25 protein-coding genes and 1 pseudogene are annotated in these 25,632 nt (G+C 67.0%); 8 read left to right on the forward strand and 18 right to left on the reverse strand.

The genetic code is table 11. The annotated features are described in order from the left end of the window. The 9 genes from ACVOK1_RS06415 to ACVOK1_RS06455 all read right to left on the reverse strand — a co-directional run bounded on the left by ACVOK1_RS06415 (window position 1) and on the right by ACVOK1_RS06455 (window position 8,593). Window positions 1–1,224 (reverse strand): acyl-CoA reductase, encoded by a 1,224-nt coding sequence (locus ACVOK1_RS06415; protein ID WP_406233129.1) that lies wholly within the window; start codon window positions 1,222–1,224, stop codon window positions 1–3. Then, window positions 1,221–2,327: a LuxE/PaaK family acyltransferase gene (locus tag ACVOK1_RS06420; protein ID WP_481561474.1), complete on the reverse strand. Its 1,107-nt coding sequence runs from the start codon at window positions 2,325–2,327 to the stop codon at window positions 1,221–1,223. The genes ACVOK1_RS06415 and ACVOK1_RS06420 overlap by 4 nt, the downstream gene beginning before the upstream one ends. After that, window positions 2,324–3,724 (reverse strand): AMP-binding protein, encoded by a 1,401-nt coding sequence (locus ACVOK1_RS06425; protein ID WP_481561475.1) that lies wholly within the window; start codon window positions 3,722–3,724, stop codon window positions 2,324–2,326. The genes ACVOK1_RS06420 and ACVOK1_RS06425 overlap by 4 nt, the downstream gene beginning before the upstream one ends. Window position 3,725: 1 nt before the next feature. Continuing rightward, a complete protein-coding gene (locus ACVOK1_RS06430) occupies window positions 3,726–4,469 on the reverse strand; it encodes an SDR family NAD(P)-dependent oxidoreductase (RefSeq protein WP_406233123.1) in 744 nt (247 codons plus the stop codon). A gap of 2 nt (window positions 4,470–4,471) precedes the next feature. Continuing rightward, window positions 4,472–4,720 carry an acyl carrier protein gene (locus tag ACVOK1_RS06435; protein WP_317217998.1) on the reverse strand — a complete coding sequence of 83 codons (249 nt, stop codon included), beginning with the start codon at window positions 4,718–4,720 and terminating at the stop codon, window positions 4,472–4,474. After that, window positions 4,717–5,475, reverse strand: coding sequence for an N-acetyltransferase family protein (locus ACVOK1_RS06440; protein WP_481561476.1), 759 nt, complete (start codon window positions 5,473–5,475; stop codon window positions 4,717–4,719). Before ACVOK1_RS06440 ends, ACVOK1_RS06435 begins: the two co-directional genes overlap by 4 nt. Next, entirely contained in the window at window positions 5,472–6,464 is a 993-nt protein-coding gene (locus ACVOK1_RS06445; RefSeq protein WP_481561477.1) for a glycosyltransferase family 2 protein, read from the reverse strand. Before ACVOK1_RS06445 ends, ACVOK1_RS06440 begins: the two co-directional genes overlap by 4 nt. A gap of 426 nt (window positions 6,465–6,890) precedes the next feature. Next, the gene (locus ACVOK1_RS06450; protein WP_481561478.1) at window positions 6,891–7,832 is read right to left on the reverse strand and encodes an electron transfer flavoprotein subunit alpha/FixB family protein; all 942 of its coding nucleotides are present in this window, start codon (window positions 7,830–7,832) and stop codon (window positions 6,891–6,893) included. Next, a complete protein-coding gene (locus tag ACVOK1_RS06455) occupies window positions 7,832–8,593 on the reverse strand; it encodes an electron transfer flavoprotein subunit beta/FixA family protein (RefSeq protein ID WP_481561479.1) in 762 nt (253 codons plus the stop codon). Before ACVOK1_RS06455 ends, ACVOK1_RS06450 begins: the two co-directional genes overlap by 1 nt. Window positions 8,594–8,880: 287 nt before the next feature. On the opposite strand from ACVOK1_RS06455, the gene rfbB reads away from it, so the two are divergent. From rfbB to rfbD, 4 genes are read left to right on the forward strand one after another with little or no spacing between them, the layout of a single operon-like run. Then, the gene (gene rfbB, locus ACVOK1_RS06460; protein ID WP_481561480.1) at window positions 8,881–9,936 is read left to right on the forward strand and encodes a dTDP-glucose 4,6-dehydratase; all 1,056 of its coding nucleotides are present in this window, start codon (window positions 8,881–8,883) and stop codon (window positions 9,934–9,936) included. A gap of 14 nt (window positions 9,937–9,950) precedes the next feature. Then, the gene (gene rfbA / locus ACVOK1_RS06465; RefSeq protein WP_481561481.1) at window positions 9,951–10,838 is read left to right on the forward strand and encodes a glucose-1-phosphate thymidylyltransferase RfbA; all 888 of its coding nucleotides are present in this window, start codon (window positions 9,951–9,953) and stop codon (window positions 10,836–10,838) included. Further along, a complete protein-coding gene (rfbC, locus tag ACVOK1_RS06470) occupies window positions 10,835–11,392 on the forward strand; it encodes a dTDP-4-dehydrorhamnose 3,5-epimerase (RefSeq protein WP_481561482.1) in 558 nt (185 codons plus the stop codon). Before rfbA ends, rfbC begins: the two co-directional genes overlap by 4 nt. Then, window positions 11,389–12,282, forward strand: a complete 894-nt coding sequence (gene rfbD / locus ACVOK1_RS06475) for a dTDP-4-dehydrorhamnose reductase (protein WP_481561483.1) — start codon at window positions 11,389–11,391, stop codon at window positions 12,280–12,282. Before rfbC ends, rfbD begins: the two co-directional genes overlap by 4 nt. A 48-nt stretch (window positions 12,283–12,330) precedes the next feature. Here rfbD and ACVOK1_RS06480 read toward each other — a convergent pair whose 3' ends face one another. Together ACVOK1_RS06480 and ACVOK1_RS06485 are read right to left on the reverse strand one after the other, a co-directional pair. Continuing rightward, the gene (locus ACVOK1_RS06480) at window positions 12,331–13,734 is read right to left on the reverse strand and encodes a mannose-1-phosphate guanylyltransferase/mannose-6-phosphate isomerase (protein ID WP_481561484.1); all 1,404 of its coding nucleotides are present in this window, start codon (window positions 13,732–13,734) and stop codon (window positions 12,331–12,333) included. Window positions 13,735–13,745: 11 nt separating this feature from the next. Further along, window positions 13,746–15,092: a phosphohexomutase domain-containing protein gene (locus tag ACVOK1_RS06485; protein ID WP_481561485.1), complete on the reverse strand. Its 1,347-nt coding sequence runs from the start codon at window positions 15,090–15,092 to the stop codon at window positions 13,746–13,748. A gap of 139 nt (window positions 15,093–15,231) precedes the next feature. Between ACVOK1_RS06485 and ACVOK1_RS06490 the strand changes: the two genes are divergently transcribed. The 3 genes from ACVOK1_RS06490 to ACVOK1_RS06500 are packed head-to-tail and all read left to right on the forward strand — an operon-like array spanning window position 15,232 to window position 17,241. Further along, the gene (locus tag ACVOK1_RS06490; protein WP_313179814.1) at window positions 15,232–15,966 is read left to right on the forward strand and encodes a CoA transferase subunit A; all 735 of its coding nucleotides are present in this window, start codon (window positions 15,232–15,234) and stop codon (window positions 15,964–15,966) included. A 1-nt stretch (window position 15,967) separates the two neighbouring features. Further along, entirely contained in the window at window positions 15,968–16,600 is a 633-nt protein-coding gene (locus tag ACVOK1_RS06495; protein ID WP_481561486.1) for a CoA transferase subunit B, read from the forward strand. A 50-nt stretch (window positions 16,601–16,650) separates the two neighbouring features. Continuing rightward, the gene (locus ACVOK1_RS06500; RefSeq protein WP_481561487.1) at window positions 16,651–17,241 is read left to right on the forward strand and encodes an alpha-ketoglutarate-dependent dioxygenase AlkB family protein; all 591 of its coding nucleotides are present in this window, start codon (window positions 16,651–16,653) and stop codon (window positions 17,239–17,241) included. A 58-nt stretch (window positions 17,242–17,299) separates the two neighbouring features. Here ACVOK1_RS06500 and ACVOK1_RS06505 read toward each other — a convergent pair whose 3' ends face one another. Genes ACVOK1_RS06505 through ACVOK1_RS06520 form a run of 4 tightly spaced genes read right to left on the reverse strand, consistent with a single transcriptional unit; the run spans window position 17,300 to window position 20,818 of the window. Beyond that, on the reverse strand, window positions 17,300–17,941 hold the full coding sequence (locus ACVOK1_RS06505) for an ABC-type transport auxiliary lipoprotein family protein (RefSeq protein ID WP_481561488.1): 642 nt from the start codon (window positions 17,939–17,941) through the stop codon (window positions 17,300–17,302). After that, window positions 17,938–18,864, reverse strand: a complete 927-nt coding sequence (locus ACVOK1_RS06510) for an MlaD family protein (RefSeq protein ID WP_079220561.1) — start codon at window positions 18,862–18,864, stop codon at window positions 17,938–17,940. The genes ACVOK1_RS06505 and ACVOK1_RS06510 overlap by 4 nt, the downstream gene beginning before the upstream one ends. Window positions 18,865–18,867: 3 nt before the next feature. Next, entirely contained in the window at window positions 18,868–19,695 is an 828-nt protein-coding gene (locus ACVOK1_RS06515; RefSeq protein ID WP_108767661.1) for an ABC transporter ATP-binding protein, read from the reverse strand. A 1-nt stretch (window position 19,696) separates the two neighbouring features. Then, window positions 19,697–20,818, reverse strand: a complete 1,122-nt coding sequence (locus ACVOK1_RS06520) for an MlaE family ABC transporter permease (RefSeq protein ID WP_481561489.1) — start codon at window positions 20,816–20,818, stop codon at window positions 19,697–19,699. 92 nt (window positions 20,819–20,910) lie between these two features. Here ACVOK1_RS06520 and ACVOK1_RS06525 point away from each other — a divergent pair, with 92 nt between their 5' ends. Continuing rightward, window positions 20,911–22,170 carry a threonine/serine exporter family protein gene (locus ACVOK1_RS06525; protein ID WP_108767663.1) on the forward strand — a complete coding sequence of 420 codons (1,260 nt, stop codon included), beginning with the start codon at window positions 20,911–20,913 and terminating at the stop codon, window positions 22,168–22,170. A gap of 66 nt (window positions 22,171–22,236) precedes the next feature. On the opposite strand, the pseudogene ACVOK1_RS06530 reads toward ACVOK1_RS06525, so the two are convergent. The 3 genes and pseudogenes from ACVOK1_RS06530 to ACVOK1_RS06540 form a co-directional block, all read right to left on the reverse strand. Beyond that, window positions 22,237–22,617: pseudogene (locus ACVOK1_RS06530) on the reverse strand (H-NS histone family protein); the annotation flags it as partial. Window positions 22,618–22,839: 222 nt separating this feature from the next. Next, window positions 22,840–24,531: a proline--tRNA ligase gene (locus tag ACVOK1_RS06535; RefSeq protein WP_481561490.1), complete on the reverse strand. Its 1,692-nt coding sequence runs from the start codon at window positions 24,529–24,531 to the stop codon at window positions 22,840–22,842. Between the two features lie 680 nt (window positions 24,532–25,211). Continuing rightward, complete coding sequence (locus ACVOK1_RS06540) at window positions 25,212–25,589, reverse strand: DUF4124 domain-containing protein (protein WP_200751791.1); 378 nt, start codon at window positions 25,587–25,589, stop codon at window positions 25,212–25,214. Window positions 25,590–25,632 lie beyond the last annotated feature (43 nt).

Below are 25,632 nucleotides of genomic sequence, written 5' to 3' on the forward strand. Positions count from 1 at the left end.
TCAGTTCGCTGGCAGGGTGATCTTGCGGGTGAGGACGTCGATCAGATCGGTTCCGTCCCAAACGGGATGGAAATCCAGCGCGCGGCCGAAGGGCACCACGCGGTCGATCGCACGATTTTCGAGGCGGCACAGGAAATCACGCAGGTGCTCTGCGTTGAAACCATGCTGGACCAGGGTCTGGTCGCGGTCATCCAGCTGCGCGGCCAGTGCATCCAGCGCGGGCAGATCGATCTCCACCACCAGGCCGTGGCCGGACTGGATCTCGCGGATCCCGCCATCGGCGCGGGCCGCTTCCAGCCGCAGCGGATACAGGCCGATGGCATCCGCCGCGTGCACGCCGTGGCCCAGCGCTGCAAGCAGGTTGGCATCGGTCACACGCGCCATCAGTGCTGCCGGCTCGTCTTCCAGCGCGGCAGCCAGCAGGCGCACGGCCGGCCAGAAACGCGACTTGGCAGCGCCTGTCTCGGCGTCACTGCCGATCCAGTAGAGCGTGCGGGGTGAAGAGCAGGCCTGCTGGCCGAACCAGAGCACGTCGTTGCAGAAGCGGCGGGCCAGTTCCTGGAGTTCGGTGTCGCTGGCATCGGCAACCGCCGTGGCGCGCATCACGGCCACGCCGAAGCGGTCCGGGAAGGCGAGCTCAAGTGCCAGCGGCGCGATCGGCAGCGAGCGGATCTTTGCCACGGTGGCGTCGCCGCCCCAGATGATACGGGCGTGGCAACGGCGGGAAATGGCCGTGGTAATGGCATCGTCATGCGGGTAGGTCAGCAACACCGCGCGCTCGAGCACCTGCGGGTGCACGCCCTCGCGCTGCATGTCATGCAGGATCGAGACCAGTGCGTCGCGCTGGGTACTCTGCTTCTGCGACAGGCGCGCCACATTCGTATTGCCCGACAGCACCGACATCAACCAGGCGTAGGCGAACAGCACGTCGACGTTGGCAGGTGCCAGGTGGAACACCAGGCCACGTGCCAGATCCAGCTCGGTCGCCCGTGTGCCGATCCGCTGCGACAGCTGGTTGACGGCTGCGCCGCGGAACCAGTGGCCCAGCGTGGCCAGCTCGGGATGCTGGCGCAGCTGCGGCAGGGTGAACACGCGACGGGAGAAATCCGCTACGAACTCGCGCAGTGGCGCGCTGAACGGCAGCAGCGGAGGCAGCGCCGCCAGGCGCTCCAGTTCGGCGTCCAGCGAGGCGTCGGGGTGGATGGAGAAGAGCAGTCTGGTCATGCGTTGGGTACCGTGCGGGTATCGCTGCAACCGCGGATTTCCACGTTCTTGATGCGGCCGAGTACGGCGAAGTACTTGCCGGGACGGCCGCACGCGCAGTCGTCCTCACCATGGATCACGCCGAGGTCTTCGGTGAGCAGGCTGTGGCCCGGATAGCTTTCCGGCAACAGGCTCAGGACCTGGATCGCGCCGGTGGTGCCATGCGGGACCGGCGCCAGATCCTGCAGGTCGCGCACGATCACATCGGCGTAGGCCGGGGCGTGCAGATGGCCATGTTCGCATTCGAAGAAGATCGAGCCGACCTGTTCAACCATGCCGTAGTAGTTGTGGACGCGTTCGATGCCGAAGGTTTCCGACAGTGCGGCCTTGTAGGCGGCGTTGTCGACCTTCTGCTCGTCCATCTTCTTCCAGCCACCGCCGTGGACCAGCATGCTGTCGGCCGGGAAACGGATCTGCCTGCCTGCCCGGCGCGCGGCCTGCACGAACGATTGCCAGACAATGAAGGTGAAGCCAAACAGCAGTACCGGTTCATCGGGATGGGTCTGCAGCCACTGCTCCAGCGCGTCCCAGTCCGGCTGCAGGTCTTCATCCAGCAGGTACAGGTGGTCGCGGCCGAAGTTGGAGAAGCCCAGGATGCCGGCCGCGCGTGCATTGAAGCGGCTGCGGTCGCGCAGGAAGCTGGCGTCGTCCACCACCAGCATGCGCATGCGCTTGGCGCCGGCGAAGTGGGAGAAGATGCGGGTCAATGCCCGTGCCTGCGCGCGCGCGGTGTCGGCGTCGAGGAAGATGCGGGACACCGCGGCACCGGTGGTGCCGCTGGAAACCAGCGTGCGCGAGACCTGGTCATCGGCAATGCTCTTCAGGTCCATCAGCTTGAACATGCGCACCGGCAGCCACGGCACCTCTTCGAGGCTGGCGGCACCTTCTGCCGCCCACAGGCCATCAAGAATGCGGGCGTAGGGGGCGCACTGCGCGCGGTGCAGGGCGGTCAGGCGGTTCAGGCCGTCCAGCAGCCAGGCGCGCTTGCTGGCACGGTCGAGGCCGAAGACATCGACATCGAGTGCAGCGGCCGCGGTCGCGGCCGAGGGGGCAGGTGCGGTCACCGTGATGCTCCTTGTCCGGCCATCTGCCGGAGACTCTGGTAGTCCACCTTGCCGCTGGCCATCAGTGGCAGCGCATCCAGGTGGAGGGCGCGGACGTGGCCGCCGAACAGCTTATAGCGCTCCTGCACCAGTTGGCGCACCTGGCCCTGGTCGGCCACTTCTGCGCCGTGACTGAAGGCAACCAGGTCATCGTCGCTGCCCGAGCAGGCGATCTGCTGGCCGAGTGCGGTCGAGAGCATCGCCTCGACTTCGTCGAGGTTGACCCGGTTGCCGGAAATCTTGAGGAAGCGCTTGGCGCGTCCGGTGATGTAATGGAAGCCGTCTTCGTCCACCCGGGCCAGATCGCCGGTGCGCAGCACGCCGTGCATCTCGTCGGCCTTGGCCAGATCGCCGCGGGTCGTGGCGTACCCCATCATCACGTTGGGGCCGGAATAGACCAGCTCACCGGTCGTGGCATCGACCTGGATCGTGCCGCCGGGAACGGCGACGCCGATGCTGCCGACCTTGTCGACGATGCGCGCCGAAGGCACGTAGCTGATGCGCGGTGACGCTTCGGTCTGCCCATACATGACGAAGAACTCCAGGCCATGGTCGCGGCAGGATTCCGCGAAATAAGCCACCAGCTCGTCACGCAGCCGGCCGCCGGCCTGGGTCAGCATGCGCAGGCTGGGCAGCTGCATGCGGGCCAGGCCCATCCGGCGCAGGATCTCGAACGTGGCCGGCACGCCTGACAGCGAGGTCACCGCATGCTGGCGCGCACTGTCCCAGAACCCGCGCGTCATCAGGCTGTCTTCGCTCAGGACCACCGATCCACCTGCGGCAAGGTGGCTGTTGAGAATGGACATGCCGAACGAGTACGCCAGGGGCAGGGTGGTGATCGCGCGATCATCGCCGTGCAGGCCGAGGTACTGGACGATGGACGCCGCATTGGCATCCAGGCCGGCGGCAGAAAGCCGGACCAGCTTGGAAGAACCGGTGCTGCCGGACGTGCTCAGCAGCAATGCAAGGTCGGCATGGGGGGCTTCACCTGTCGAGCCTGCATCGCGCACGTGCAGGGACAGTGCCTGGCCCTGGTGCACGGTGCGATAGCCTTCGGCGGCCGGCCCCGGGCTGGCAACCCACTCGGGCTGGTAGTGCCCCACCAGAGCCTCCAGCAGCTGCGGATCGGTGTCCGGCTGCAGCAGCAGGGGAACCTGGCGGCCGCTGCGCAGTGCGCCCAGGTAAAGGGCTACCGCTTCGACATGGCTGGGCATGCACAACAGGCCCATGCCACGTCCTTCCGGCAATCGTGCGGCGTGCGCATCGGCCAGTGCGGCCAGTGCGTTGAAGTCCAGCGACTGCTCGCCATCGATCAGCGCAATACGCGCGCCATGTTGTTCCAGGTTCCAGAACGGCATTTCAGACCACCATCTGTCCGTCGATGCCAATCACCTGTCCTGTGACATAGGTGGAGGCATCGCTGAGCAGGAAGGCCACCAGTGCGGCAACTTCCCCGGGAGTACCGGCACGGCCCATTGCAATTGATGCGACGCGCTTGGCGTGCGCGGCTTCGGGCATGTTGCGGGTCATGTCAGTGTCGATGAAGCCCGGCGAGACCGCGTTGACACGGATGCCGCGCGGAGCCAGCTCCTTGGATGCCGAGCGCGTGGCGCCGACCAGCGCGGCCTTGCTGGCCGCATACAGGCTGAGCCCGGCGGCACCGTTGACGCCCATGATCGAAACCAGGTTGACGATGCTGCCGCGGCTGTTGCGTGCCATCAACCTGGAGGCGTACTGCATCGCCATCAGCGGCGCCTTGACGTTGACCGCCAGCACCTGGTCGATGTCCTCGGCGCGGATCATGCCGAGCAGGCCTTCATGCAGTACGCCGGCGTTGTTGACCAGGCCATCCAGGCGGCCGAAGCGGGCAAACACCTGCTTGAACAGGTTGCCGATGGCATCGGCGTCGGTCAGGTCGAGCGCCGCGCACATCGCCGCAGGTGCGCCGAGTGCCTGCACTTCTGCATCCAGTCCGGCCAGCGCCTGCGCGTCGCGGGCAACCAGCACCAGCTGTGCGTGCTGCGCGGCCTGGTGCAGGGCAATGGCCCGACCGATGCCGCGCGATGCACCGGTGACCAGGATGACAGGCGCGACGTCGCCCATGTTCAGACGGATGCCCCGTGCTTGCGCAGGATTTCGCGTGCCTTGCCGACCGAACTCATGTCGATCACTTCATCCATGTCGATCATCACGCCGAAGGCTTCTTCCAGCGCGGCGACGACGGACATGTGGGCGATCGAATCCCACTGCGGGATGGTCGCGTAGCGCAGGTCGTCATTCACGCTGTCTGCCGGAATGCCCAGCACACGGGCGAACACGGCAACGACCTGGTCTTCGGTAACGGCGTCATTCATAGGAATTTCCTGAACCCAAACAGGGTGCTGTTGAAATGGAAGCCGAGCCGGGCATACAGATTGATGATGCCGGTGTTGGCGGCGGAAACGAGGGTGGTGCATTGCGGAACGCCACGTGCGCCAAGGGACTCCAGCGCGGTGATCCACAGCGGCAGTGCCAGCATTGCGTACGGCGCGGTCGCACCGGTGAGCAGCAGTTCGACGTTGCTGTTGTCAGCGGCCACGCGCTCGGCATGGAAACCGATGGTGCGGCCACGCGATTCAGCCACGTAGGCCAACCCGCCCTTGACCAGATCCTCGATCCAGTTGGCGGTACGCAGGGCCGCACGCTCTGGATCGATGGCGGGATCTTCCAGGAAGCGCCCGTGGGCAAAATCGACGGCGGCGATGCGGCGCAGTTCGGCCACGTCATCGGCGGTGGCCGGGCGCAGCGTCGGCAGCATGCCGCGCGGTACCGGCGGCAGGTTGGCAAAACCGCTGCGCGACACGGTCAGCGACGTTTCCACGAAGGCGTAGCCGTGCTGCAGCAGGGCCGCCTTGGCGATTGGCTGGGTGGCATCGATACGGCCGAACAGATAGCGCACCGATTGCTCGGCACACCACTGCTCCAGCGCGGCCAGCAGCGGGGCCGCCTGCTCGAGGGTCTCGACCTTCAGGGTGGTGACTTCGGCAGTGGCAAAACCCAGTGCACGTTCATCCCAGGGCGTCAGGCGGGCGGCGAGGGTGCCCTGGCCCGCGTCGATGGTCAGGTTCATCGTGCTTCCCTGGCGTCGTTCACGGCATCGGCGACGATGTAGTAAGGCCGCTTCTGCACGTTGCGGAACACCTGGCCCACATACAGGCCGACCACGCCCAGGCAGAACATCACCAGGCCGCCGATCAGCCACACCGAGCCGATGATGGAGGTGTAGCCGGCGACTTCGATGTCGCCATCCCACCAACGCAGCAGGCTCATGGCCACCAGTACGAAGGCCACCAGCGAACAGGCGATGCCGGTGCCGGCGACCATGCGCAGCGGCTTTTCCGAATAGCCCAGCGCGATGTTGGTGGACAGGGCCAGCAGCTTGCGCAGGGTGTACGAGGTTTCACCCTCGGCGCGGGCCTGGTGCTGTACGGGCAGCTTGCCGGTGCGGAAACCGGCCCACTTGACCATCAGCGGGAACGAGCGGTCGCGTTCGGGCATCTGGCAGACCGCCTGGATGACCTTGCGGTGGTAGATGCCGAAGTTGGCGGTGCTGGGATCCTGCGGCACGCCGGTCAGCCAGCCCAGCACGCTGAAGAAGGCCCAGGAGGAAAAGCGCTTCAGCGGTGCATCCTGGCGCTCGACGCGTTGGGCGAAAACGACATCAAGCTGTTCGTCGTTGGCCTTGCGGTACAGCGCCGGAATCTCCGCTGGCACGTCCTGCAGGTCGCAGTCCATCACCACGGTCCAGCGGCCGGCCGCATGTTCGATGCCTGCAGAAATGGCCGAATGCTGTCCGAAGTTGCGCGAAAGGCGAAGCCCGCGCAGCCAGGGGCGGGTCGCGGCCAGTTCGGTGATGCGAGGCCAGGCCCCGTCCGGGCTGGCGTCATCGACCAGGATCATTTCGAATTCCACGCCCAGTGTCGCCACCGCTGCCTGCACCTGGTCGACCAGGTCTTCCAGGCAGCCCTTGCAGCCATAGACCGGCGCCACCACCGAAATCTCCGGACGGAGTTCCTTGCCTGGCCCGTTCAACACTGAGTGCGACGTCGCATCTGTCATGGCGTACTGAAGTCCCTTGCGCGCCCTGCCTCGGCACATGAATGGCACCGCATCGCCCAGCTGCGGGGGTATGAGGGCGCGCGTGCCCCAGCATTCCGACCGCGCGACGATCAGTGCCGGCAGTCGCCAATTATAGCTTCACCGACTGGTTCCACGCGGGCCGCGCGCCACCCCTGCCAGCGCAGTGTATCGGCGTGGTGTGTTCAGCGGCGACACAGCTCGATGGGGCGTCGTGCGGGCCGGGATTCGATGCTGCCGGGCGGCCGATGGCTGCCACCGCATTGACCGGATGGGTCACGGATTGCAGGCATCGTTCATGATTGTGGCAATCCCGTGAAATCATCTGCCCTTCAACCAAGAGGCCCCCGGCAAAGCAGTCGCTTCAGCCGGGGGCCTGACCTTCTACAGCAGGTCTTCGTGCGTTGCTCAGCCCAGTGCCGCTTCCAGTTCCGGCAGGATGGTGAACAGGTCACCCACCAGGCCGATGTCCGCGATCTCGAAGATCGGCGCATCGCCGTCCTTGTTGACGGCGACAATGGTGCCGGCGTCCTTGATGCCGGTCAGGTGCTGGATGGCACCGCTGATGCCGACGGCCACGTACAGTTCCGGCGCGATGATCTTGCCGGTCTGGCCGACCTGCAGGTCGCTGGGCACGTAGCCGGCGTCGACCGCGGCGCGCGAGGCACCGACGGCGGCACCGAGCTTGTCGGCCAGCTGGAAGATGACCTTGAAGTTCTCTTCCGAACCGACGCCACGGCCACCGGAGACCACGCGCTTGGCGCTCTGCAGGTCAGGGCGGTCGCTGGCACCGGCGGCCAGGCCGACGAAGCGGGTGTGCGCCGGCAGGGCCGCATCGACGCTGGCTGCTTCAACGGCGGCGCTGCCACCCTGGGCCGCTTCCGGCCACGACGCGGCGCGCACGGTGGCGACCACGATCTGGTCGGCCGGTGCTTCGACGGTGATGATGGCGTTGCCCGCGTAGATCGGGCGCTTGAAGGTGTGGCTGCCTTCCACGGCCATCAGGTCGGACACCTGGTTGACGCCCAGCAGGGCGGCCACGCAGGGCATCAGATCCTTGCCGAAGGTGGTCGACGGGCCGAAGACGTGGGTGTAACCCTTGGCCAGCTGCGCGATCTGCGGGGCCAGCACCTGGGCGATGGCCTGCGCGTTGGCGGCGTTGGCCACGGTCAGGACCTTGGCGACGCCGGCGATCTTCGCGGCTTCAGCGGCCACGGCGGCCGGGTCGGCGGCCAGCACCAGGACGTCGATGCTGGCACCGCTGATGGCGGCGGCGGCGCTGACGGTCTTGGCGGTGGCGGCGTTGAGCTTGCCGTCGTGGTGCTCGGCGATGACGAGAATCTTGCTCATTACAGCAGCCCCTTCTGCTTGAGTGCGGCAACCAGTTCGGCCGCGTCCTTGACCATCACACCCTTGCTGCGCTTGGACGGCGCGGCGTACTGGGTGGTCTTGAAGGTATCGGCGGCTTCAACGCCGAGGTCGGCCAGCTGCAGGGTCTCCAGCGGTTTGGACTTGGCCTTCATGATGTCCGGCAGCTTGATGAAGCGCGGTTCGTTCAGGCGCAGGTCGGTGGTGACCACGGCCGGCAGGTCCACTTCCAGCGTTTCCAGGCCGGCGTCGACTTCGCGGGTCACCGTGGCCTTGCGGTCGGCGCCCGCTTCTCCCGAGATCTCCAGCTTGCTGGCGAAGGTCGCCTGCGGGCGGCCCCACAGCGTGGCCAGCATCTGGCCGGTCTGGTTGGCATCGTCGTCGATGGCCTGCTTGCCGAGGATCACCAGGTCCGGCTGTTCCTTCTCGACCAGCTTGAGCAGGGTGCGGGCGGCGGTCAGCGGCTGGATGGCCTGGTCGGTCACGACGTGGATCGCACGGTTCGCACCCATGGCCAGGCCATTGCGCAGGTGCGCCTGGGCGTCGGCCGGGGCGATGGTGGCGACCACGACTTCCGTGGCGATGCCCTTGTCGCGCAGGCGCAGGGCTTCTTCCAGCGCGATTTCATCGAAGGGATTGGGCGACAGCTTGACGCCGTCGGTGACCACGCCGGAACCGTCCGGCTTGACCTGAATGCGGACGTTGTAGTCCACCACGCGCTTGTACGCGACGAGGATTTTCATCTGGTACTCGATCCTTGTAGTGCCGGCCGTTGGCCGGCTCACAGTAACGGGAAACGTCCGGTCCTCGCACAGCAACCGGTTCGGGGGTGGGATCCCGATTCTAGCTGGCTTGGGGTGACCATGCGAATGCGTATGGTTTTGCTGCGATGCGGCAAAAAAAGCCCTCGCCCCGTGTGCTGTTCACGTCCTGCACGCAGTCGTGAAGAGTACTGGCATGTATGCTGTGCCGCTGTGTCGGGGCGCTTCGAGCGCCCCCTGGAAGCATTCAAATAACAGGAGAACAGGTAGTGTCCACTTGGCTTGTCACCGGCGGCGCCGGTTTCATTGGCGGCAACTTCGTTCTCGAAGCGGTCGCCCGCGGCGTCAAGGTTGTCAATCTCGACGCGCTGACCTACGCCGGCAACCTGAAGACCCTGTCCAGCCTGGAAGGCAACCCGAACCACGTGTTCGTGCAGGGTGACATCGGCGACAGCGCCCTGGTGGCCCGCCTGCTGGCCGAACACCAGCCCGACGCGGTGCTGAATTTCGCCGCCGAAAGCCACGTCGACCGCTCCATCGACGGTCCGGGTGCCTTCATCCAGACCAACGTCGTCGGCACCCTGGGCCTGCTGGAAGCGGTGCGCGACCATTGGAAGGGCCTGCCGGCCGAGCAGGGCGCGGCCTTCCGCTTCCTCCACGTGTCCACCGACGAGGTGTACGGCACCCTGGGCGAGACCGGCAAGTTCAGCGAGACCACCCCGTATGCGCCCAATTCGCCGTACTCGGCGTCCAAGGCCGCGTCGGACCATCTGGTGCGTGCGTTCCACCACACCTACGGGCTGCCGGTGCTGACCACCAACTGCTCCAACAATTACGGCCCGTACCACTTCCCCGAGAAGCTCATTCCGCTGGTGATCGCCAAGGCACTGGCCGGCGAACCGCTGCCGGTGTACGGCGATGGCAAGCAGGTGCGTGACTGGCTGTTCGTCACCGACCATTGCGAAGCGATCCGCACCGTGCTGGCCAAGGGCAAGGTCGGCGAGACCTACAACGTCGGCGGCAATTCGGAAAAGCAGAACATCGAAGTCGTGCAGGCGATCTGCGCGCTGCTCGATGCGCGCCGTCCGCGTGACGATGGCAAGCCGCGCAGCAGCCAGATCACCTACGTTACCGATCGCCCGGGCCATGACCGTCGCTATGCGATCGATGCGTCGAAGCTGAAGAACGATCTCGGCTGGGAACCGGCCTACACCTTCGAGCAGGGCATCGCCTTCACCGTTGACTGGTACCTGGACAACCAGGAGTGGGTCAACGGCGTGCTCGACGGCAGCTACCGCCTGCAGCGCATCGGCACCAGCGCCTGAAACCGGGAGAGAACATGACGCAGCGTAAAGGCATCATCCTGGCCGGCGGCTCCGGCACCCGGCTGTATCCGATCACCAAGGGCGTCAGCAAGCAGCTGCTGCCGGTGTACGACAAGCCGATGATCTACTACCCGCTCAGCGTGCTGATGCTGGCGGGCATCCGTGAGGTGCTGATCATCAACACCCCGCACGAACAGGCGTTGTTCCAGCAGCTGCTGGGCGACGGTTCGCAGTGGGGCATGGACATCCAGTACGCCGTGCAGCCCAGCCCTGACGGGCTGGCGCAGGCCTACCTGATCGGCCGCGACTTCGTGGCCGGCAAGCCGAGCTGCCTGGTGCTGGGTGACAACATCTTCCACGGCCACGGCCTGCGCGACGTGCTCACGCGCGCCGACCAGCGCGTGGACGGCTCGACGGTGTTCGGCTACTGGGTGAACGACCCGGAGCGCTACGGCGTGGCCGAGTTCGACGCGAGCGGCAAGGTGGTGGACCTGGTGGAAAAGCCGGAAAACCCGCGCTCGAACTATGCGGTCACCGGCCTGTACTTCTACGACGGCAACGCCAGTGCGCATGCTGCCGATCTGAAGCCGTCGCCGCGTGGCGAGCTGGAGATCACCGATCTCAACAAGCGCTACCTGGCCGAAGGCAAGCTGCACCTGGAAGCGCTGGGCCGCGGTTATGCCTGGCTTGATACCGGCACCCACCAGTCGCTGCTGGAAGCCTCCAACTTCATCGAGACCATCCAGACCCGGCAGGGCCTGCAGGTCTGCTGCCCGGAGGAAATCGCCTTCGGCCAGGGCTGGATCAGCGCCGAGCAGCTGGAGGCGCTGGCCGCCCCGCTGATCAAGAATGGCTATGGCCAGTACCTGCAGAAGCTCGCGCTGCGTGGAGTCGTTCCGTGAAAGTGATCGAAACCAGACTGCCGGGCTGTGTGGTGATCGAGCCGGCGGTGTTCGGCGATGCCCGTGGTTATTTCTTCGAAACCTGGAATGCCGAGCGCTTCGCCGCGCTGGGTCTGCCGGAGCGGTTCGTGCAGAGCAACGTCTCGACCTCGGCGCAGGGCGTGCTGCGCGGCCTGCATTACCAGTGGCCGCGTCCGCAGGGCAAGCTGGTCAGCGTGCTGGAAGGCGAGGTCTATGACGTCGCCGTCGACATCCGTCGCGGCTCGCCGACCTTCGGCCAGTGGGAAGCGGTGGTGCTGAGCGCGGAGAACAAGAAGCAGTTCTGGATTCCGGAAGGCTTCGCCCACGGCTTTGCCGTGCTGTCCGAGCGTGCGGTGTTCAGCTACCTGTGCACCGAGGTCTACCTGAAGGACTTCGATGCCGGCGTGCGCTGGAACGATGCCGACATCGCGGTGGACTGGCCGGTGAGCGCACCGACCCTGTCGGCCAAGGATGAGAGCGCACCGTTCCTGAAGGACATCGCCGAAGACCGCCTGCCGGTCTATAGCGCATGACCGTGCTGGTCTTTGGTGGTAACGGTCAGGTCGGGCAGGAACTGCTGCGCGCACTGGCCCCGTTGGGGCCGGTGGTGGCGACCACGCGCAGTGGCCAGCTGCCCGACGGCAGTGCGTGCGAGGTGGCCGATTTCGGCCAGCCTGACAGCCTGCCGGCGCTGCTGGACCGCCTGCAGCCGTCGGTGGTGGTCAATGCCGCCGCCTACACGGCGGTCGACCGTGCCGAGCAGGACGTGGAGGCCGCGTTCGCGGCCAACGCGCAGGCGCCGGGCGTGATCGCGCGCTGGTGTGCAGCCCATGGCGTGCCGTTCGTGCATTACTCCACCGACTACGTGTTCGATGGCCGGGGCAGCGCGCCTTATCGCGAAGACGAAGCGACCGCGCCGCTGGGCGTCTACGGCACCAGCAAGCGGGATGGCGAGGAGGCCGTTCGCGCAGCCGGTGGCCGCCACCTGATCTTCCGCACGGCGTGGGTGTATGCCTCCCACGGCGCCAATTTCCTGCGCACGATGCTGCGGGTGGGCGCCGAGCGCGACCAGCTGCGGGTGGTGGCCGACCAGATCGGTACGCCGACCCCGGCCGCGCTGATCGCCGATGTCACCGCACAGGCGCTGCAGCACCCCGGGCAGCTGTCGGGCACCTGGCATCTGACCGCCAGTGGCCAGACCAGCTGGCATGGATTTGCCGAAGCGATTTTCGCCGAGGCGTTGGCCACTGGTGTATTGGCCAAGGTGCCGGCCGTCGAAGCGATTCCCAGTTCCGAGTACCCGACCCCGGCCAAGCGTCCGGCATGGTCGGTGCTGGACAACCGCCGGCTGCAGCAGGAGTTCGGCATCGTGCTGCCGGCCTGGCAGGACGGCCTGAAGCGCGTCATGGCTGAGATTGCCTGATCCGGTAGGGGTGTGCCGACCAACGGTCGGCACCCACCGCAGGGCGCCTCAACTGCGCCCGTAGGTGTCCTCGAAGCGCACGATGTCATCCTCGCCCAGGTAACTGCCGGACTGCACTTCGATCAGCTCCAGCGGCAGCTTGCCCGGATTGCGCAGGCGATGGGTCACGCCCAGCGGGATGTAGGTGCTCTGGTTCTCGCTCAGCAGGATCACTTCGTTGCCGCGGGTCACCTCGGCGGTGCCACTGACCACGATCCAGTGTTCGGCGCGATGGTGGTGCATCTGCAGGCTCAGCGTGCCACCCGGCTTGACCGTGATGCGCTTGACCTGGAAACGCTCGCCGTTGTCGATCGAATCGTAGGCGCCCCACGGGCGGTACACCTTGCGGTGCCAGGTGGCTTCGCTGCGGCCGTCGGCCTTCAACTGCGCCACCACCGTCTTGACCTCCTGCATGCGGTCGGCCTTGCCGACCAGCACCGCATCGTCGGTTTCCACCACGATCACGTCGTCCAGGCCGACCATCGCCACCAGGCGCTGGCCATAGGCATAGGTGTTGCGGCAGTCGATGGCGATCACATCGCCCTGATGGGCATTGCCGTCGCCATCCTGCTGCGAGACATCGCGCAGCGCGGTCCACGAGCCGACATCGTTCCAGCCTGCGTCGAGCGGAATCACCACCGCGTCGGCGGTCTTTTCCATCACTGCGTAGTCGATGGAATCGGACGGCACCGCGGTGAACGCGTCCTTGTCCAGGCGGGTGAAGTCGGCATCGCGGCGTGACTGCTGCCACGCCGTGCGGCTGCCGGCCAGCATCGCCGGCTGGAAGCGTTCCAGCTCCTGCAGGTAGCGCGAGGCCTTGAACAGGAACATGCCGCTGTTCCAGTAGTACTGGCCGCTGGCCACGTAGCCGCTGGCGGTGTCCAGGTCGGGCTTCTCGACGAAACGCTCGACGGCGCGAAGACCCTGGCCATCGGCGGCCTTGATATAGCCATAGCCGGTTTCCGGGCCCGTGGGCACGATGCCGAAGGTCACCAGCTTGCCCGCTTCGGCGGCGTTGGCCGCCGCCTGCACCGCGCTGCGGAACGCCGCTTCACCGGTGATCACGTGGTCCGAGGGCAGCACCAGCAGCAGCGCATCGGCACCGTCACGGGTGGCTTCCAGGGCGGCCACGGCGATCGCCGGCGCGGTGTTGCGGCCGACCGGCTCGAGGATGATCGCGGCAGGCTCCGCGCCGACCTGCTGCAGCTGTTCGGCGGCAACAAAGCGGTGTTCCTCGTTGGCGATCACCAGCGGACCGCGGCTGGCGATGGGCGCCACCCGCTGCCACGTGGCCTGCAGCATGGTCAGCTGGCCGGCCAGCGGCAGGAACTGCTTCGGGTAAGCCTCGCGCGAAAGCGGCCAGAGCCGCGTGCCGGAGCCGCCGGACAGGATGACGGGTTGGATGCTGCTCATGGAGGCCTCGGTTACTGCTGGATGAGCTGCGACAGCTCGTCGGTACGCGCCTGCAGCAGCGCGGCGTCACCACGGGCTTCGACGTTCAGGCGCAGCAGTGGTTCGGTGTTGGAGCTGCGCAGGTTGAAGCGCCAGTCACCGAAGTCGGCGCTGACGCCGTCGGTGTGGTCCAGCGCCGGCGACTGCGCGGCGAAGTGTGCCATCACGCGGGCGACGGCCGCCTTGGCGTCAGCCACCTTGAAGTTGATCTCGCCGCTGCACGGGAAGGCCGCCATGCGGTCCTCCACCCAGTCGGCCAGCGAGCGGCCGCTCTCGGACACCAGCTGTGCGATCAGCAGCCACGGGATCATGCCGGAGTCCGCATAGGCGAATTCGCGGAAGTAGTGGTGGGCGCTCATCTCGCCGCCGTACACCGCATCCTCGGCGCGCATCTTTTCCTTGATGAAGGCGTGGCCGCTCTTGCACAGCACCGGCACGCCGCCGGCCGCTTCGACCATTTCCACGGTGTTCCAGACCAGGCGCGGATCGTGCACGACCTTGCCGCCCGGATTGCGGGCGAGGATCGCCTTGGCCAGCAGGCCGACCAGGTAGTAGCCCTCGATGAAGCGGCCGGTGTGGTCGAAGAAGAAGCAGCGGTCGAAGTCGCCGTCCCAGGCGATGCCGAAGTCGGCACCGTGTTCGCGCACGGCCTCGGCGGTGGCGGCACGGTTTTCCGGCAGCAGCGGGTTGGGGATGCCGTTGGGGAAGTTGCCATCGGGTTCATGGCAGATGCGGATGAACTCCAGCGGCAGGTGCGGCGCGAGCAGGTCGACGATGGCACCGGCGCCGCCGTTGCCGGCGTTGACCACCAGCTTCAGCGGCTTGAGCCTGCTGGCGTCGACGTAGCTCAGCAGGTGGTCGATGTAGGCACCCTTGTCGTGGCGGGCGGTCTGCGTTGCGCTCGGCGGCTGGGGGGCGCCGGTATCGGCGGCCACGGCGTCGGAGATCGCGAACAGGCCGGTATCGGAGCTGATCGGACGTGCGTTTTCCTTGACCAGCTTCATCCCGTTGTAGTCCATCGGGTTGTGGCTGGCGGTCACCATCACGCCACCGGCGGCGCCCAGGTGGTCGGTCTGGAAGTAGACCTCCTCGGTGCCGCACAGGCCGATGTCGATCACCTCGCGGCCGACGCCGCGCAGGCCGGCGGCGAGCGCATCCTGCAGGGCGGGGCTGGTCAGGCGGACGTCATGTCCCAGTACTACCGGGCCCGGAGCGAGCTGAGCGTCCAGCGCCACGCCGATGCGGCGGGCCAGGTCTTCGTTCAGTTCTTCCGGGACGCGGCCGCGGATGTCATAGGCCTTGAAGGCGGGCAGGGGCATCGAGCGAGTCCTTGGTGAGTTCAGTCGGCTAGTGTAATGCCAGCCCTGTGTGGGAATCGTTTCCATGCCGCATCGCCACGTGACCCTCCGGCGTGCTGGCCTAGAATGGTGCGATTACATCAGCGAGGTGAGGGCGTAGATGAACAACCCGGCAACGACCGGCGGCAAGCGCAGCAAGCGCTTCGCTTCGGCGGCGGAGGCCCTGCAGGGCGTCATCGCCGATGGCCAGACCCTGGCCGTGGGCGGCTTCGGCCTGTGTGGCATTCCCGAGGCGCTGATCGCCGCACTGCGCGACAGCGGCGCCAAGGGCCTGACCGTGATCTCCAACAACGCCGGCGTCGATGGCTTCGGCCTCGGCCAGCTGCTGGAAACGCGGCAGATCAAGAAGATGATTTCGTCCTACGTGGGCGAGAACAAGGAATTCGAACGGCAGTTCCTGGCCGGTGAGCTGGAACTGGAGTTCAACCCGCAGGGCACCCTGGCCGAGCGCCTGCGTGCCGGCGGCGCGGGCATCCCGGCCTTCTTCACTGCCACCGGCTACGGCACGGTGGTGGCCGAAGGCAAGGAAACCCGCGAGTTCGACGGCAAGCACTACGTGATGGAAACCGCGCTGCGTGCCGACGTTGCCCTGGTCAAGGCCTGGAAGGCCGACGAAGCCGGCAACCTGGTGTTCCGCAAGACCGCGCGCAACTTCAACCCCGCCTGTGCGATGGCCGGCAAGGTCTGCATCGTGGAAGTGGAAGAGGTGGTGCCGGTGGGCGCCATCGACCCGGATCAGGTGCACCTGCCGGGCATCTACGTGCACCGCATCGTGCACAACGCGCACCCCGAGAAACGCATCGAACAGCGCACCATCCGCGCGGAGGGCAACTGACATGGCGTGGACCCGTGACGAGATGGCGGCACGTGCCGCCCGCGAACTGACCGATGGCGCCTACGTGAACCTCGGCATCGGCCTGCCGACCCTGGTGGCCAACCACATTCCCGAAGGCGTGGACGTGTGGCTGCAGTCGGAGAACGGCCTGCTTGGCATCGGCCCGTTCCCGACCGACGCCGAAGTGGACGCCGACCTGATCAACGCCGGCAAGCAGACCGTCACCGCGCGTGCCGGTGCCAGCTATTTCGGCAGCCATGACAGCTTCGCGATGATCCGCGGTGGCCACGTCAACCTGGCCATCCTTGGCGCCATGCAGGTGACCGACAAGGGCGACCTGGCCAACTGGATGGTGCCCGGCAAGATGGTCAAGGGCATGGGCGGCGCGATGGACCTGGTGGCCGGCGTGCAGCGCGTGGTGGTGCTGATGGAGCACACCGCGAAGAACGGCGAGCACAAGATCCTGGCCGAATGCTCGCTGCCGCTGACCGGCGTCGGCGTGGTCGATCGCATCATCACCGACCTGGCCGTGTTCGACGTGACCGACGACGGCCTGGTGCTGGTGGAAGCGGCGCCGGGCGTGGCCGATGACGAACTGAAGGAAAAGACCGGCGTGCCGTTCCGGCAGGCCTGAGTGACCGTGCGCGGGGCGCCTCTGCCGCCCCGCGCATGAGGACGACCGCGATGCTGTTCCCCCACGACCTGCCCGATGCCGACGTCCAGCACCTGCCGGGCTGGCTGCCCGCCGACGCCGCCGATGCGCTGCTGCCGGCGCTGCAGGCGGAACTGCCGTGGGAGGTGCACCGCATCCGCATGTTCGGCAACTGGGTGGATTCGCCCCGGCTGAGCTGCTGGATCGGTGACCCGCAGGCGCGTTATCGCTATTCCGGTGCCGAGTTCGTGCCGCACCCTTGGCCGCCGCGGCTGCAGGCCTTGCGCGAGCGGCTGCAGGCGCAGGGCATCGGTGCGTTCAACAGCGTGCTGGTCAACCGCTACCGCAACGGCGGCGATTACATGGGCTGGCACAGCGATGACGAACCGGAGCTGGGGTCGTCACCGCTCATCGCCTCGCTCAGCCTGGGCTCGGCGCGCCGCTTCCTGCTGCGACGGCGCGATGATCCCGCGCGAAAGGCCGAATTCCTGCTCGGCCACGGCGACCTGCTGCTGATGGGCGGCAGCACCCAGCGTTTCTACCAGCACGCGCTGCCGAAGATGGCGCGGGTGCAGGGCGAGCGGATCAACCTGACGTTCCGCTGGATCACCCCGCGCGGGTGAATGCCCGATGGGGTCAGAGCCCTTTCCCGCCGGGAAAGGGCTCTGACCCCTGCAACGGTCAGCGCTTCAGCGCAGCCGCGTCGCTCTGTCCGTTCACCAGCGTCCAGCCCACCACGTCCTGCGCCAGCTGCTGCAGGCCACGCTCGAAGGCGGCGGCCACGGCTGGAATCTCGGTGCTGCCGACCGGCTGCGCCTGGCGGAAGGTGCGGTCGGCCACCACGCGCTGGTCGGTGGTGTGGATCAGCTTGGCGTTCACTTCGATCACCACGGTCGGCGTGGCCTGGCCCTGGTAGTCCGATTCGAAGCGGCGGATATCAGTGGCCAGCTTGTAGTCGGCGCGGATGCCGGCGGCGGTGCGGGCCACGCCGCGCAGGCGGCCGGAATCCTCGAAGCCGCGCAGCAGGGTGTCTTCGATGATGTCGGTGGCCGGCTGTGCCCAGCTGGCGCCCTTGTAGATCTCCAGCTCGGACGGCGTCGGCCGCACGTTGATGCGCGGGCTGTCGACCATGCGCGCGGCGCTGGGCTTGGACACCACCAGCTGCCAGTCGGCCTGCGGCCAGCTCGGGTCCACCTTCACCTGCACGGCGGGCGAATACAGGGTGACCGGGCTCTTGTCGCCGCTGCCGAGGATCGAGCAGCCACCCAGCAGGGCGACCGCCGAGGCGGCCAGCAGCAGGCGCGGAAGGGTCATCGGGCTCATTTGGGTTCGAACTCCTTCGGTGCGTCGCGGCCCAGCAGGTAGCGCGCGGGGTTGTTCTCGAGGCGGTCGCTGACCCGGCGCAGGTCGCGGATCAGGCCACGCAGTTCATTCAGCGTCGGGCCCAGCTGGCCGAGGCCATCGTTGGCGAAGCTGTTGATGGCCGCCCGGTTCTCGCCGAGGATCGAATCGGCATTGCCGGCCGCCGAATCGAGCTTGCCCAGGGTGGCGTCGAGCTTGTCGATGATGCCCGGCAGCTGCTGCACCAGATTCTTGTCCAGGCGCTCGATGGTGCCGTTGGTGGTCTTCAGCGTGGTGTCCAGGCTGCGTGCGGCATCGCGCGCGCTGAGCAGCAGCGCCTGGGTGCCCTGGTCACGGTCAGCCAGGCCGCCGCTGATGGTTTCCAGGTTGGCCAGGGTGGCGTTGATCGAGGCCACGTTGCGGTCGCTGAGGATCTGGTCCATGCGCTCGACGATGCGGTTGGCCACGTCGGTGATGTTCTGCAGCGCCGACGGCGTGGTCGGGATGATCGGCGCCGGATCCTTGTTGACCGTGGTCAGCGTCGGCGCCTGCGGCGTGCCGCCACTGAGCTGGATGATCGACGGACCGGTCAGGCTGGTGATGGCCAGCTTGGCGCGGGTATCGGTCTTGACCGGGGTGTTGGAGTTCAGGCGGATGCGTGCGACCACCTGGCGCGGGTCGTCCGGCACCAGGTTCAGTTCGGTGATCGAGCCCACCGCGATGCCGTTGTACTGCACCGGGCTGCCGACCGACAGACCGGTCACCGCCTCGCGGAACACCACGCGGTATTCCTGCCAGGTGCGGTCGGAGGAGTACTTGGCTGCCCACAGGCCGAAGGCCAGCAGGGCCAGGCCGGTGATCAGGGTGAACGCGCCGATCAGTACGTAGTTGGCTTTGGTTTCCATGGCTCAGGCACTCTTGATCTGTTCGCCGCGTGCAGCACGCGCGCGGGGTCCGTGGAAATATTCCTGGATCCACGGATGGTCCAGTGTCTCGATCTCCGGCAGCGGCGCATTGGCCACCACCTTGCGGTCGGCGATCACCGCCACCCGGTCGCAGATCGCATACAGCGTGTCCAGGTCGTGGGTGATCAGGAACACGGTCAGGCCCAGCGCTTCCTGCAGGGTCTTGATCAGGCGGTCGAAGGCGGCTGCGCCGATCGGGTCCAGGCCGGCGGTGGGTTCGTCCAGGAACAGCAGCGGCGGGTCCAGCGCCAGCGCCCGTGCAAGGCCGGCGCGCTTGCGCATGCCGCCGGACAGCTGCGAGGGCAGCTTGTTGATCGCATCGGCGGGCAGGCCGGCCAGCTTCACCTTCAGCAGCGCCAGTTCGTAATGCCAGCGCTCGGGCAGCTCGCGGTGGTGTTCCTTCAGCGGCACCTGCACGTTCTCACCCACGGTCAGCGAGGAGAACAGGGCGCCATCCTGGAACAGCACGCCGGTGTTGCGCTCGATGTGCAGGCGGCTTTCGGCATCGTCGGCGCGTGCGTCGCGGCCGAGCACCTCGATCTGCCCCTCGTCGGGCACCCGCAGGCCGAGGATCGAGCGCATCAGCACCGATTTGCCGGTGCCCGAACCGCCGACCACGCCGAGGATCTCGCCGCGGCGCACGTCCAGGTCCAGGCCTTCGTGCACGGTCTGGCTGCCGAAGCGGTTGACCAGCCCACGCACGCGGATGGCCAGGTCGTGGCCCTGGTCGTCCTGCATGGCGGCATCGGTGGGGGTGTCGTGTGCGTTCATGTCACCAGTCCATGTGCATGAACCACAACGCCGCGAAGGCGTCGATGATGATGACCAGCGAGATGGTCTGCACCACGCTGGAGGTGGTGCGTTCGCCCACCGACTGCGCCGTGCCTTCCACCTTCAGGCCCTCCAGGCAGCCGATCAGGCCGATCACCAGCGCGAACACCGGCGCCTTCGACAGGCCCACCAGCATGTGCCGCACTTCCATCGTTTCGTGCATGCGCGCGATGTACATCTGCGGCGGGATGTCCAGGTCGAACGCGCCGACGGTGATGCCGCCGGCCAGGCCGGCGATCATCGCGATGAAGGTCAGCAGCGGCAGGGTCACCAGCAGGGCGAGCAGGCGCGGCAGCACCAGCAGGTCGACCGGGTCCAGGCCCAGCGTGCGCATCGCATCGATTTCCTCGCGCGCCTTCATCGCGCCGATCTGCGCGGTGAACGCACTGGCGGTGCGGCCGGCCAGCACGATGGCGGTGAGCAGCACGGCGAACTCGCGCAGGAAAGCGATGTTGACCAGTTCGACCACGTAGATCTCCGCGCCGAAGTCGCGCAGGATGGTCGAGCCGAGGAAGGCGATGACCGCGCCGACCAGGTAGGACAGCAGGGCCACCAGCGGCACCGCGTCCAGCCCCACCTGTTCCATCTGGTGCACGGTGGCGGTCAGGCGGAAGCGCCGCGGTTCCTTCACCAGCCGCGCGGCCTTCACCAGGTTCTCGCCGAGGAAGCTGCACAGCGCCTTGATGTTGTGGCCGGTGGCATGGACGCTGACGCCGAGGCGTTCGAGCGCGGCCAGCACGCCGAAATCGCGCTTGGCCTTGGGACGGTCGTCGGCCACTTCCTCGATGGTGCACACCAGCGCCTGGTGGTCCGGGCGGAACTGCAGTGCCTGTTCGCCGAGGTCGGCACGATGGGCCACGCGCAGCACCTGCAGCACGCCGGCCGAGTCCAGCTGTTCGATGCCGGTGGCATCGATGCCGGTCAACGTGTCGGGAATACCACGCAGCACCTCGGCCGCGTCCAGCGCGGTCTTCAGGGTCCAGTGCCCGGACAGGCGGATCAGCCCGGGATCGTGGGCGTCCTGTTCAAGCCGGGGGGCGTGGTTCGGGGTCATGGGGGCCATTCGGTTCGCAGCATAACCGTTTCGTCCTGCGCGCCGCGTCGAACCGGGATGAATTTCTCCTGCCGGGCCCCGCGTGGGTAATACTACGGCGCATGTCTGCAGACGCTCACACGATCCCCACGCCCCCGGCCACCTACGCACAGCGCGTGGCATTCGTTTCCGAGATCGCCGGGCGCCTGCACAGCTATGGCACCACCGCACAGCGCCTGGAAACGGCCGTGGTGGCCCTGGCGCGCCAGCTCGATCTCGATTGCGAGCCGTGGTCCAACCCCACCGGCATCATCCTCAGCTTCAGCGATCCGGCACAGGCCATCGGTTCCAGTGACATCACCCGGGTGATCCGCCTGGCACCGGGCGAGAACGACCTGCACAAACTGAGCGTGGCCGACCGCATCGCCGAGGAAGTGTCCAACGGCCGCATGAGCATCGCCCAGGGCCATACCGCGCTGCGCCAGCTGGACAAGGATCCCGGCCGGCGCGGCAAGCTGCGCACCATCCTGTCCTTCAGCCTGGGCGCGGCCGGCGTGGCCGGCATGTGGAAACTGCCGTGGCTGGATATCGCCACCGCCGGTGTCATCGGTCTGATGATCGGCCTGCTGGGCATGGTCACCGACCGCCGCCCGGCCACCCGCGAGGCCGCCGAAGCCCTGGCCGCGCTGCTGGCGGGCATGGTCGCCACGCTGGTGGCTGCCTTCATCGGCGCGCTCAATCTCAATACCGTCATCATTGCTTCGCTGGTGGTGCTGCTGCCCGGCATGTCGCTGACCAATGCGGTCAATGAACTGGCCAGCCAGCACTGGGTATCGGGTACCGCGCGTTTCGCCGGTGCGCTGACCACCATCATGAAACTCAGCGTCGGCGCGATGATCGCGGTGACCCTGGCCGATGTGCTGGGCCTGGAGCCGGTGATCCGTGCCGCGCGGCCGCAGGGGCCGTGGGTGGAATGGGGCTCGCTGCTGACCGCGGCATTCGCCTTCGCCATGCTGTTCAAGGCCAACCGTCGTGATTATCCGTGGGTGATGGCGGCCTCGGTGGCCGGTTATGCCATTTCCAAATTCGGTGGCCACGCCTGGGGCGCACCGGCCGGTATTTTCCTGTCCGCGATGCTGCTGACCGCCGGCGGTAATCTGTTCGGCCGCCTGGTCGGGCGCCCGGGCGCGATCATCCGCCTGCCGGGCATCATCATGATGGTGCCGGGCAGCACCAGCCTGCGCGGCGTGCTGACCCTGGTGCAGCAGCAGGACGTGGGCGCCGGGCAGAGCGTGTTCCTCACCGTGCTCAACGTGGTGATGGCGCTGGTGGCCGGCCTGCTGTTCGGCAACCTGCTGATGCCGGCCCGCAAAACTCTGTGACGGTGCAAAAAAAAACGCCGGCTTTCGCCGGCGTCTTTCATTCCAACCTGATATTCGGCCTTACGCCTTCTTGATCAGGAAATCTTCCGGCTTCTTGCCGCCCTTGGCGGTCAGTTCGGCCATCCAGCGCGGCTGCTTGCCACGGCCGGTCCAGGTTTCCTTCGGGTTGGCCGGATTACGGTACTTCGGGGCAACCTTGCCCAGCTTGCGGCCGGCGGTCTTCGCCGGTGCCTTGGTGGCCTTCGTCGCCTTGCGGGCGCGCGGGGCGGCCGGGGCATCACCGAACAGTTCCTCGATGGTGTAACCCTCGGCCTTGGCCAGCTTGCTCAGCTGGGCACGTACCTTGGTGATCGGGCGACGCTTGGCCACGATGGTCTGCTGCTTCTTGGCGGTACGGATCAGGGCGCCCAGCTCGCGTGCCGACAGGCCGCTCAGGTCGATGCTCATCTACGATTACTCCGGAAACTGAATTAGGGACAGGGACGAGCCGGTCCGTGGCGTCGCGGGACAGAATAATGACGAATTAATCCCAGCACAAACATCGGCAGTCGCGACATGGCGGCCAGATGGCCCCAATGCGTCTATTTTGACCGGATTATGTCCGGCCGCATTTTGCTGGCGCGCACAAAACAGGCAAAAAAAGACCGGGGCAAGCCCCGGTCTCTCTGGTCAGCCCTGCAGTCGCTGCAGCAGGGTGGTCTTGTCCAGGCTTTCCGCCTCGCTGGCACGGCGCGAACGGTATTCGAACGTGCCGGCGGCCAGGCCGCGTTCGCTGACCACGACCCGGTGCGGTACGCCGATCAGCTCCATGTCGGCGAACATGGCGCCCGGGCGCAGGCCACGGTCGTCCAGCGCCGCATCCAGGCCTGCATCGCGCAGTTCCTGCAGCAGGCCGGCCGCCGCTTCGGCCACGCCTGCGTCGCCCTTCGGGTTGATCACGCACACCACCACCTGCCACGGCGCCATCGCCTCGGGCCAGATGATGCCGGCGTCATCGTGGTTCTGTTCGATCGCCGCAGCGACCACGCGGGAAATGCCGATGCCGTAGCAGCCCATCGCCATCACCGCGGCCTTGCCGTTCTCGTCCAGGACGGTGGCGTCGAGCGCGGCGGCGTACTTGCGGCCCAGCTGGAAGACGTGGCCGACCTCGATGCCGCGGGCGATCTTCAGCTCGCCGCCATCGACGGCGCGGTCACCGGCCTGCACGTTGCGGATGTCAGCCACTTCCGGCTCGGCCAGGTCGCGGCCCCAGTTGACGCCGGCCAGGTGGAAACCGGCCTCGTTGGCGCCGACCACGAAGTCGGCCATGGCCGCCACTTCACGGTCGGCGATCACGCGGATGGCCTTGGCCGGGGCGACCGGGCCGAGGAAGCCCGGCACGCTGCCCAGGTACTCGGTGATCTCCGCCTCGCTGGCGAAGCGCTGGTCTTCCAGGCCGGCGACCTTGCCCAGCTTGATCTCGTTGACGTCATGGTCGCCGCGGACCAGGGCCAGCACGAAGCCGGCTTCGGTCATCAGCGCCACCGACTTCACGGTGCGGGTCAGGTCGAGGCCGAGCAGGGCGGCGACGTCCTCGCAGGTCTTCTGCGTGGGGGTGTCCACCTTGCGCATGGTTTCGGCGGCCGCTGCACGCGGTGCCGGGTCAGCGGCCACGGCCGCTTCCATGTTGGCCGCATAATCCGAGCCGGTGGAGAATACCAGCGCGTCCTCACCCGAATCGGCGATGACGTGGAATTCCTGCGAGGCATCGCCGCCGATGGCGCCGGAATCGGCCTGCACCATGCGGAAATCGAGGCCGAGGCGGGTGAAGATGCGGCTGTAGGCCGCCTTCATGTTCTCGTATTCGCGCACCAGGCAGTCATCGTGCAGGTGGAACGAGTACGCATCCTTCATCAGGAACTCGCGCGCGCGCATCACGCCGAAACGCGGGCGGATCTCGTCGCGGAACTTGGTCTGGATCTGGTAGAAGTTGACCGGCAGCTGCTTGTAGCTGGACAGCTCGCTGCGCGCGAAATCGCAGGCCGCTTCTTCAGCGGTGGGGCTGTAGCAGAAGGTCTGTTCCTTGCGGTCCTTGATCTTCAGCAGCTGCGGGCCGAACTTCTCCCAGCGGCCGGTCTGCTCCCACAGTTCCTTCGGCTGGATGGTCGGGATCTGGAATTCGACGGCGCCGGCGCGGTCCATTTCCTCGCGCACGATGCGCTCGACCTTGCGCAGCACGCGCAGGCCCAGCGGCGACCAGGTGTACAGGCCCGATGCCAGCTTGCGGATCATGCCCGCCCGCAGCATCAACCGGTGGCTGGTCAGCTCGGCGTCGCTGGGGGTTTCCTTGGTGGTGTGCAGGTGGAACTGGGAGAGGCGCATCGGCGGCTTCGGATAACGGCAGAGACGCCTATTCTGCCAGCCCGGCCGGGGGTTTGTACCGGCAGGGCTGGCAGCCCTGCACCCGCAGAGGCCACGGCTACAGCCGAAGCAACAGCAGAGGCTGGTTTCCTGAGGGGAGGCGGGGTGGGTCCGGTGGCAGGGGACGCCGTGAACCCCCCTCCGGGGTCCGGCCCAGCCGCTGGCGGCTGTGCGTTCGGGCGCTTGCGAAGCAGTGCTTCGCAAGCAAAGCGCCCTCACCCATGGGGCTTGGTCGCGCCATCCATGGCGCTCACACCCCCTCAACCGGACCCACCCCGCCTTCGACAGGCCTCCGCGATCTGTCGGAGCACGGGGTCGGATCCCGTTGCTGCGCAACGGGCTCTGACCCCATTTGAATATCGATATCTGAGAGAAAAATCGTGTCGACCAAGGTCGACACCTACCAAAAGCTGCACATCGCCGTTACCAACGGCCGCGTGAAACTGTCGAAGGCGGGGCACTGTGGGTTTGCGGGTGTGAGCCGCATGGATGCGGCGACCAAGCCCCCATGGACGGGTTTACGGCGTCCCCGCAAACCCACAGTGCCCCGGCATCCCACGGAATGCCGCTCTGGCTCTGGCTCTGGCCGTTGCCTTGGCTTGCAAGCAGGTGCAGGGCTGCAAGCCCTGCCGAAAAACCCCTTAACCCGCCGGCGGGCAGTACGCCTTGATCGCCGCTTCGGCCAACCCCTTCTGCGCGCTGCGCTGCTCCGGCGTCAACGCGGTATCGGCCTTGCCGTCCCCGTCGGTGTCCTGCATGACCTCCCCGTTGCCGTCCAGCAGGGCCACGTTGGCGCGGGCGGTGCTGCACTGCTCCGGCACCGGCTTGGCCTCGCTGGCCTCTGCCGCGGGCGCCTGGCCGCCGCGGGCCTGCTCCCGGGTTTCGTATTTGCCCCCGGCCGGCGGCGTCTCCGAATACTGGGTCACGCCCTTGGCATCCTTCCACTTGTAGACGGGCCCGGCCACCGCGTTGGCACTGGCCAACAGCAGCAGGCATCCCAGGCAGGACAAGGCACGCATGGCAAACTCCGCAGAATGGGCGTAGAACGCCGATTGCAGCATT

Source organism: Stenotrophomonas sp. STEN087, from assembly GCF_056759115.1.

Bases quoted from the DNA above. Each gene is read 5' to 3' on its own strand.
- ACVOK1_RS06535 (WP_481561490.1), bottom strand. From the start codon at position 24,531: ATGCGCCTCTCCCAGTTCCACCTGCACACCACCAAGGAAACCCCCAGC.
- ACVOK1_RS06425 (WP_481561475.1), bottom strand. From the start codon at position 3,724: ATGCCGTTCTGGAACCTGGAACAACATGGCGCGCGTATTGCGCTGATC.
- ACVOK1_RS06450 (WP_481561478.1), bottom strand. From the start codon at position 7,832: ATGAGCAAGATTCTCGTCATCGCCGAGCACCACGACGGCAAGCTCAAC.
- ACVOK1_RS06515 (WP_108767661.1), bottom strand. From the start codon at position 19,695: ATGAACGCACACGACACCCCCACCGATGCCGCCATGCAGGACGACCAG.
- ACVOK1_RS06500 (WP_481561487.1), top strand. From the start codon at position 16,651: ATGCTGTTCCCCCACGACCTGCCCGATGCCGACGTCCAGCACCTGCCG.
- rfbA (WP_481561481.1), top strand. From the start codon at position 9,951: ATGACGCAGCGTAAAGGCATCATCCTGGCCGGCGGCTCCGGCACCCGG.
- ACVOK1_RS06440 (WP_481561476.1), bottom strand. From the start codon at position 5,475: ATGAACCTGACCATCGACGCGGGCCAGGGCACCCTCGCCGCCCGCCTG.
- ACVOK1_RS06495 (WP_481561486.1), top strand. From the start codon at position 15,968: ATGGCGTGGACCCGTGACGAGATGGCGGCACGTGCCGCCCGCGAACTG.
- ACVOK1_RS06480 (WP_481561484.1), bottom strand. From the start codon at position 13,734: ATGAGCAGCATCCAACCCGTCATCCTGTCCGGCGGCTCCGGCACGCGG.
- ACVOK1_RS06430 (WP_406233123.1), bottom strand. From the start codon at position 4,469: ATGGGCGACGTCGCGCCTGTCATCCTGGTCACCGGTGCATCGCGCGGC.
- ACVOK1_RS06485 (WP_481561485.1), bottom strand. From the start codon at position 15,092: ATGCCCCTGCCCGCCTTCAAGGCCTATGACATCCGCGGCCGCGTCCCG.
- rfbD (WP_481561483.1), top strand. From the start codon at position 11,389: ATGACCGTGCTGGTCTTTGGTGGTAACGGTCAGGTCGGGCAGGAACTG.
- ACVOK1_RS06415 (WP_406233129.1), bottom strand. From the start codon at position 1,224: ATGACCAGACTGCTCTTCTCCATCCACCCCGACGCCTCGCTGGACGCC.
- ACVOK1_RS06505 (WP_481561488.1), bottom strand. From the start codon at position 17,941: ATGAGCCCGATGACCCTTCCGCGCCTGCTGCTGGCCGCCTCGGCGGTC.
- ACVOK1_RS06525 (WP_108767663.1), top strand. From the start codon at position 20,911: ATGTCTGCAGACGCTCACACGATCCCCACGCCCCCGGCCACCTACGCA.
- ACVOK1_RS06455 (WP_481561479.1), bottom strand. From the start codon at position 8,593: ATGAAAATCCTCGTCGCGTACAAGCGCGTGGTGGACTACAACGTCCGC.
- ACVOK1_RS06445 (WP_481561477.1), bottom strand. From the start codon at position 6,464: ATGACAGATGCGACGTCGCACTCAGTGTTGAACGGGCCAGGCAAGGAA.
- ACVOK1_RS06510 (WP_079220561.1), bottom strand. From the start codon at position 18,864: ATGGAAACCAAAGCCAACTACGTACTGATCGGCGCGTTCACCCTGATC.
- ACVOK1_RS06435 (WP_317217998.1), bottom strand. From the start codon at position 4,720: ATGAATGACGCCGTTACCGAAGACCAGGTCGTTGCCGTGTTCGCCCGT.
- ACVOK1_RS06540 (WP_200751791.1), bottom strand. From the start codon at position 25,589: ATGCGTGCCTTGTCCTGCCTGGGATGCCTGCTGCTGTTGGCCAGTGCC.
- ACVOK1_RS06490 (WP_313179814.1), top strand. From the start codon at position 15,232: ATGAACAACCCGGCAACGACCGGCGGCAAGCGCAGCAAGCGCTTCGCT.
- ACVOK1_RS06520 (WP_481561489.1), bottom strand. From the start codon at position 20,818: ATGGCCCCCATGACCCCGAACCACGCCCCCCGGCTTGAACAGGACGCC.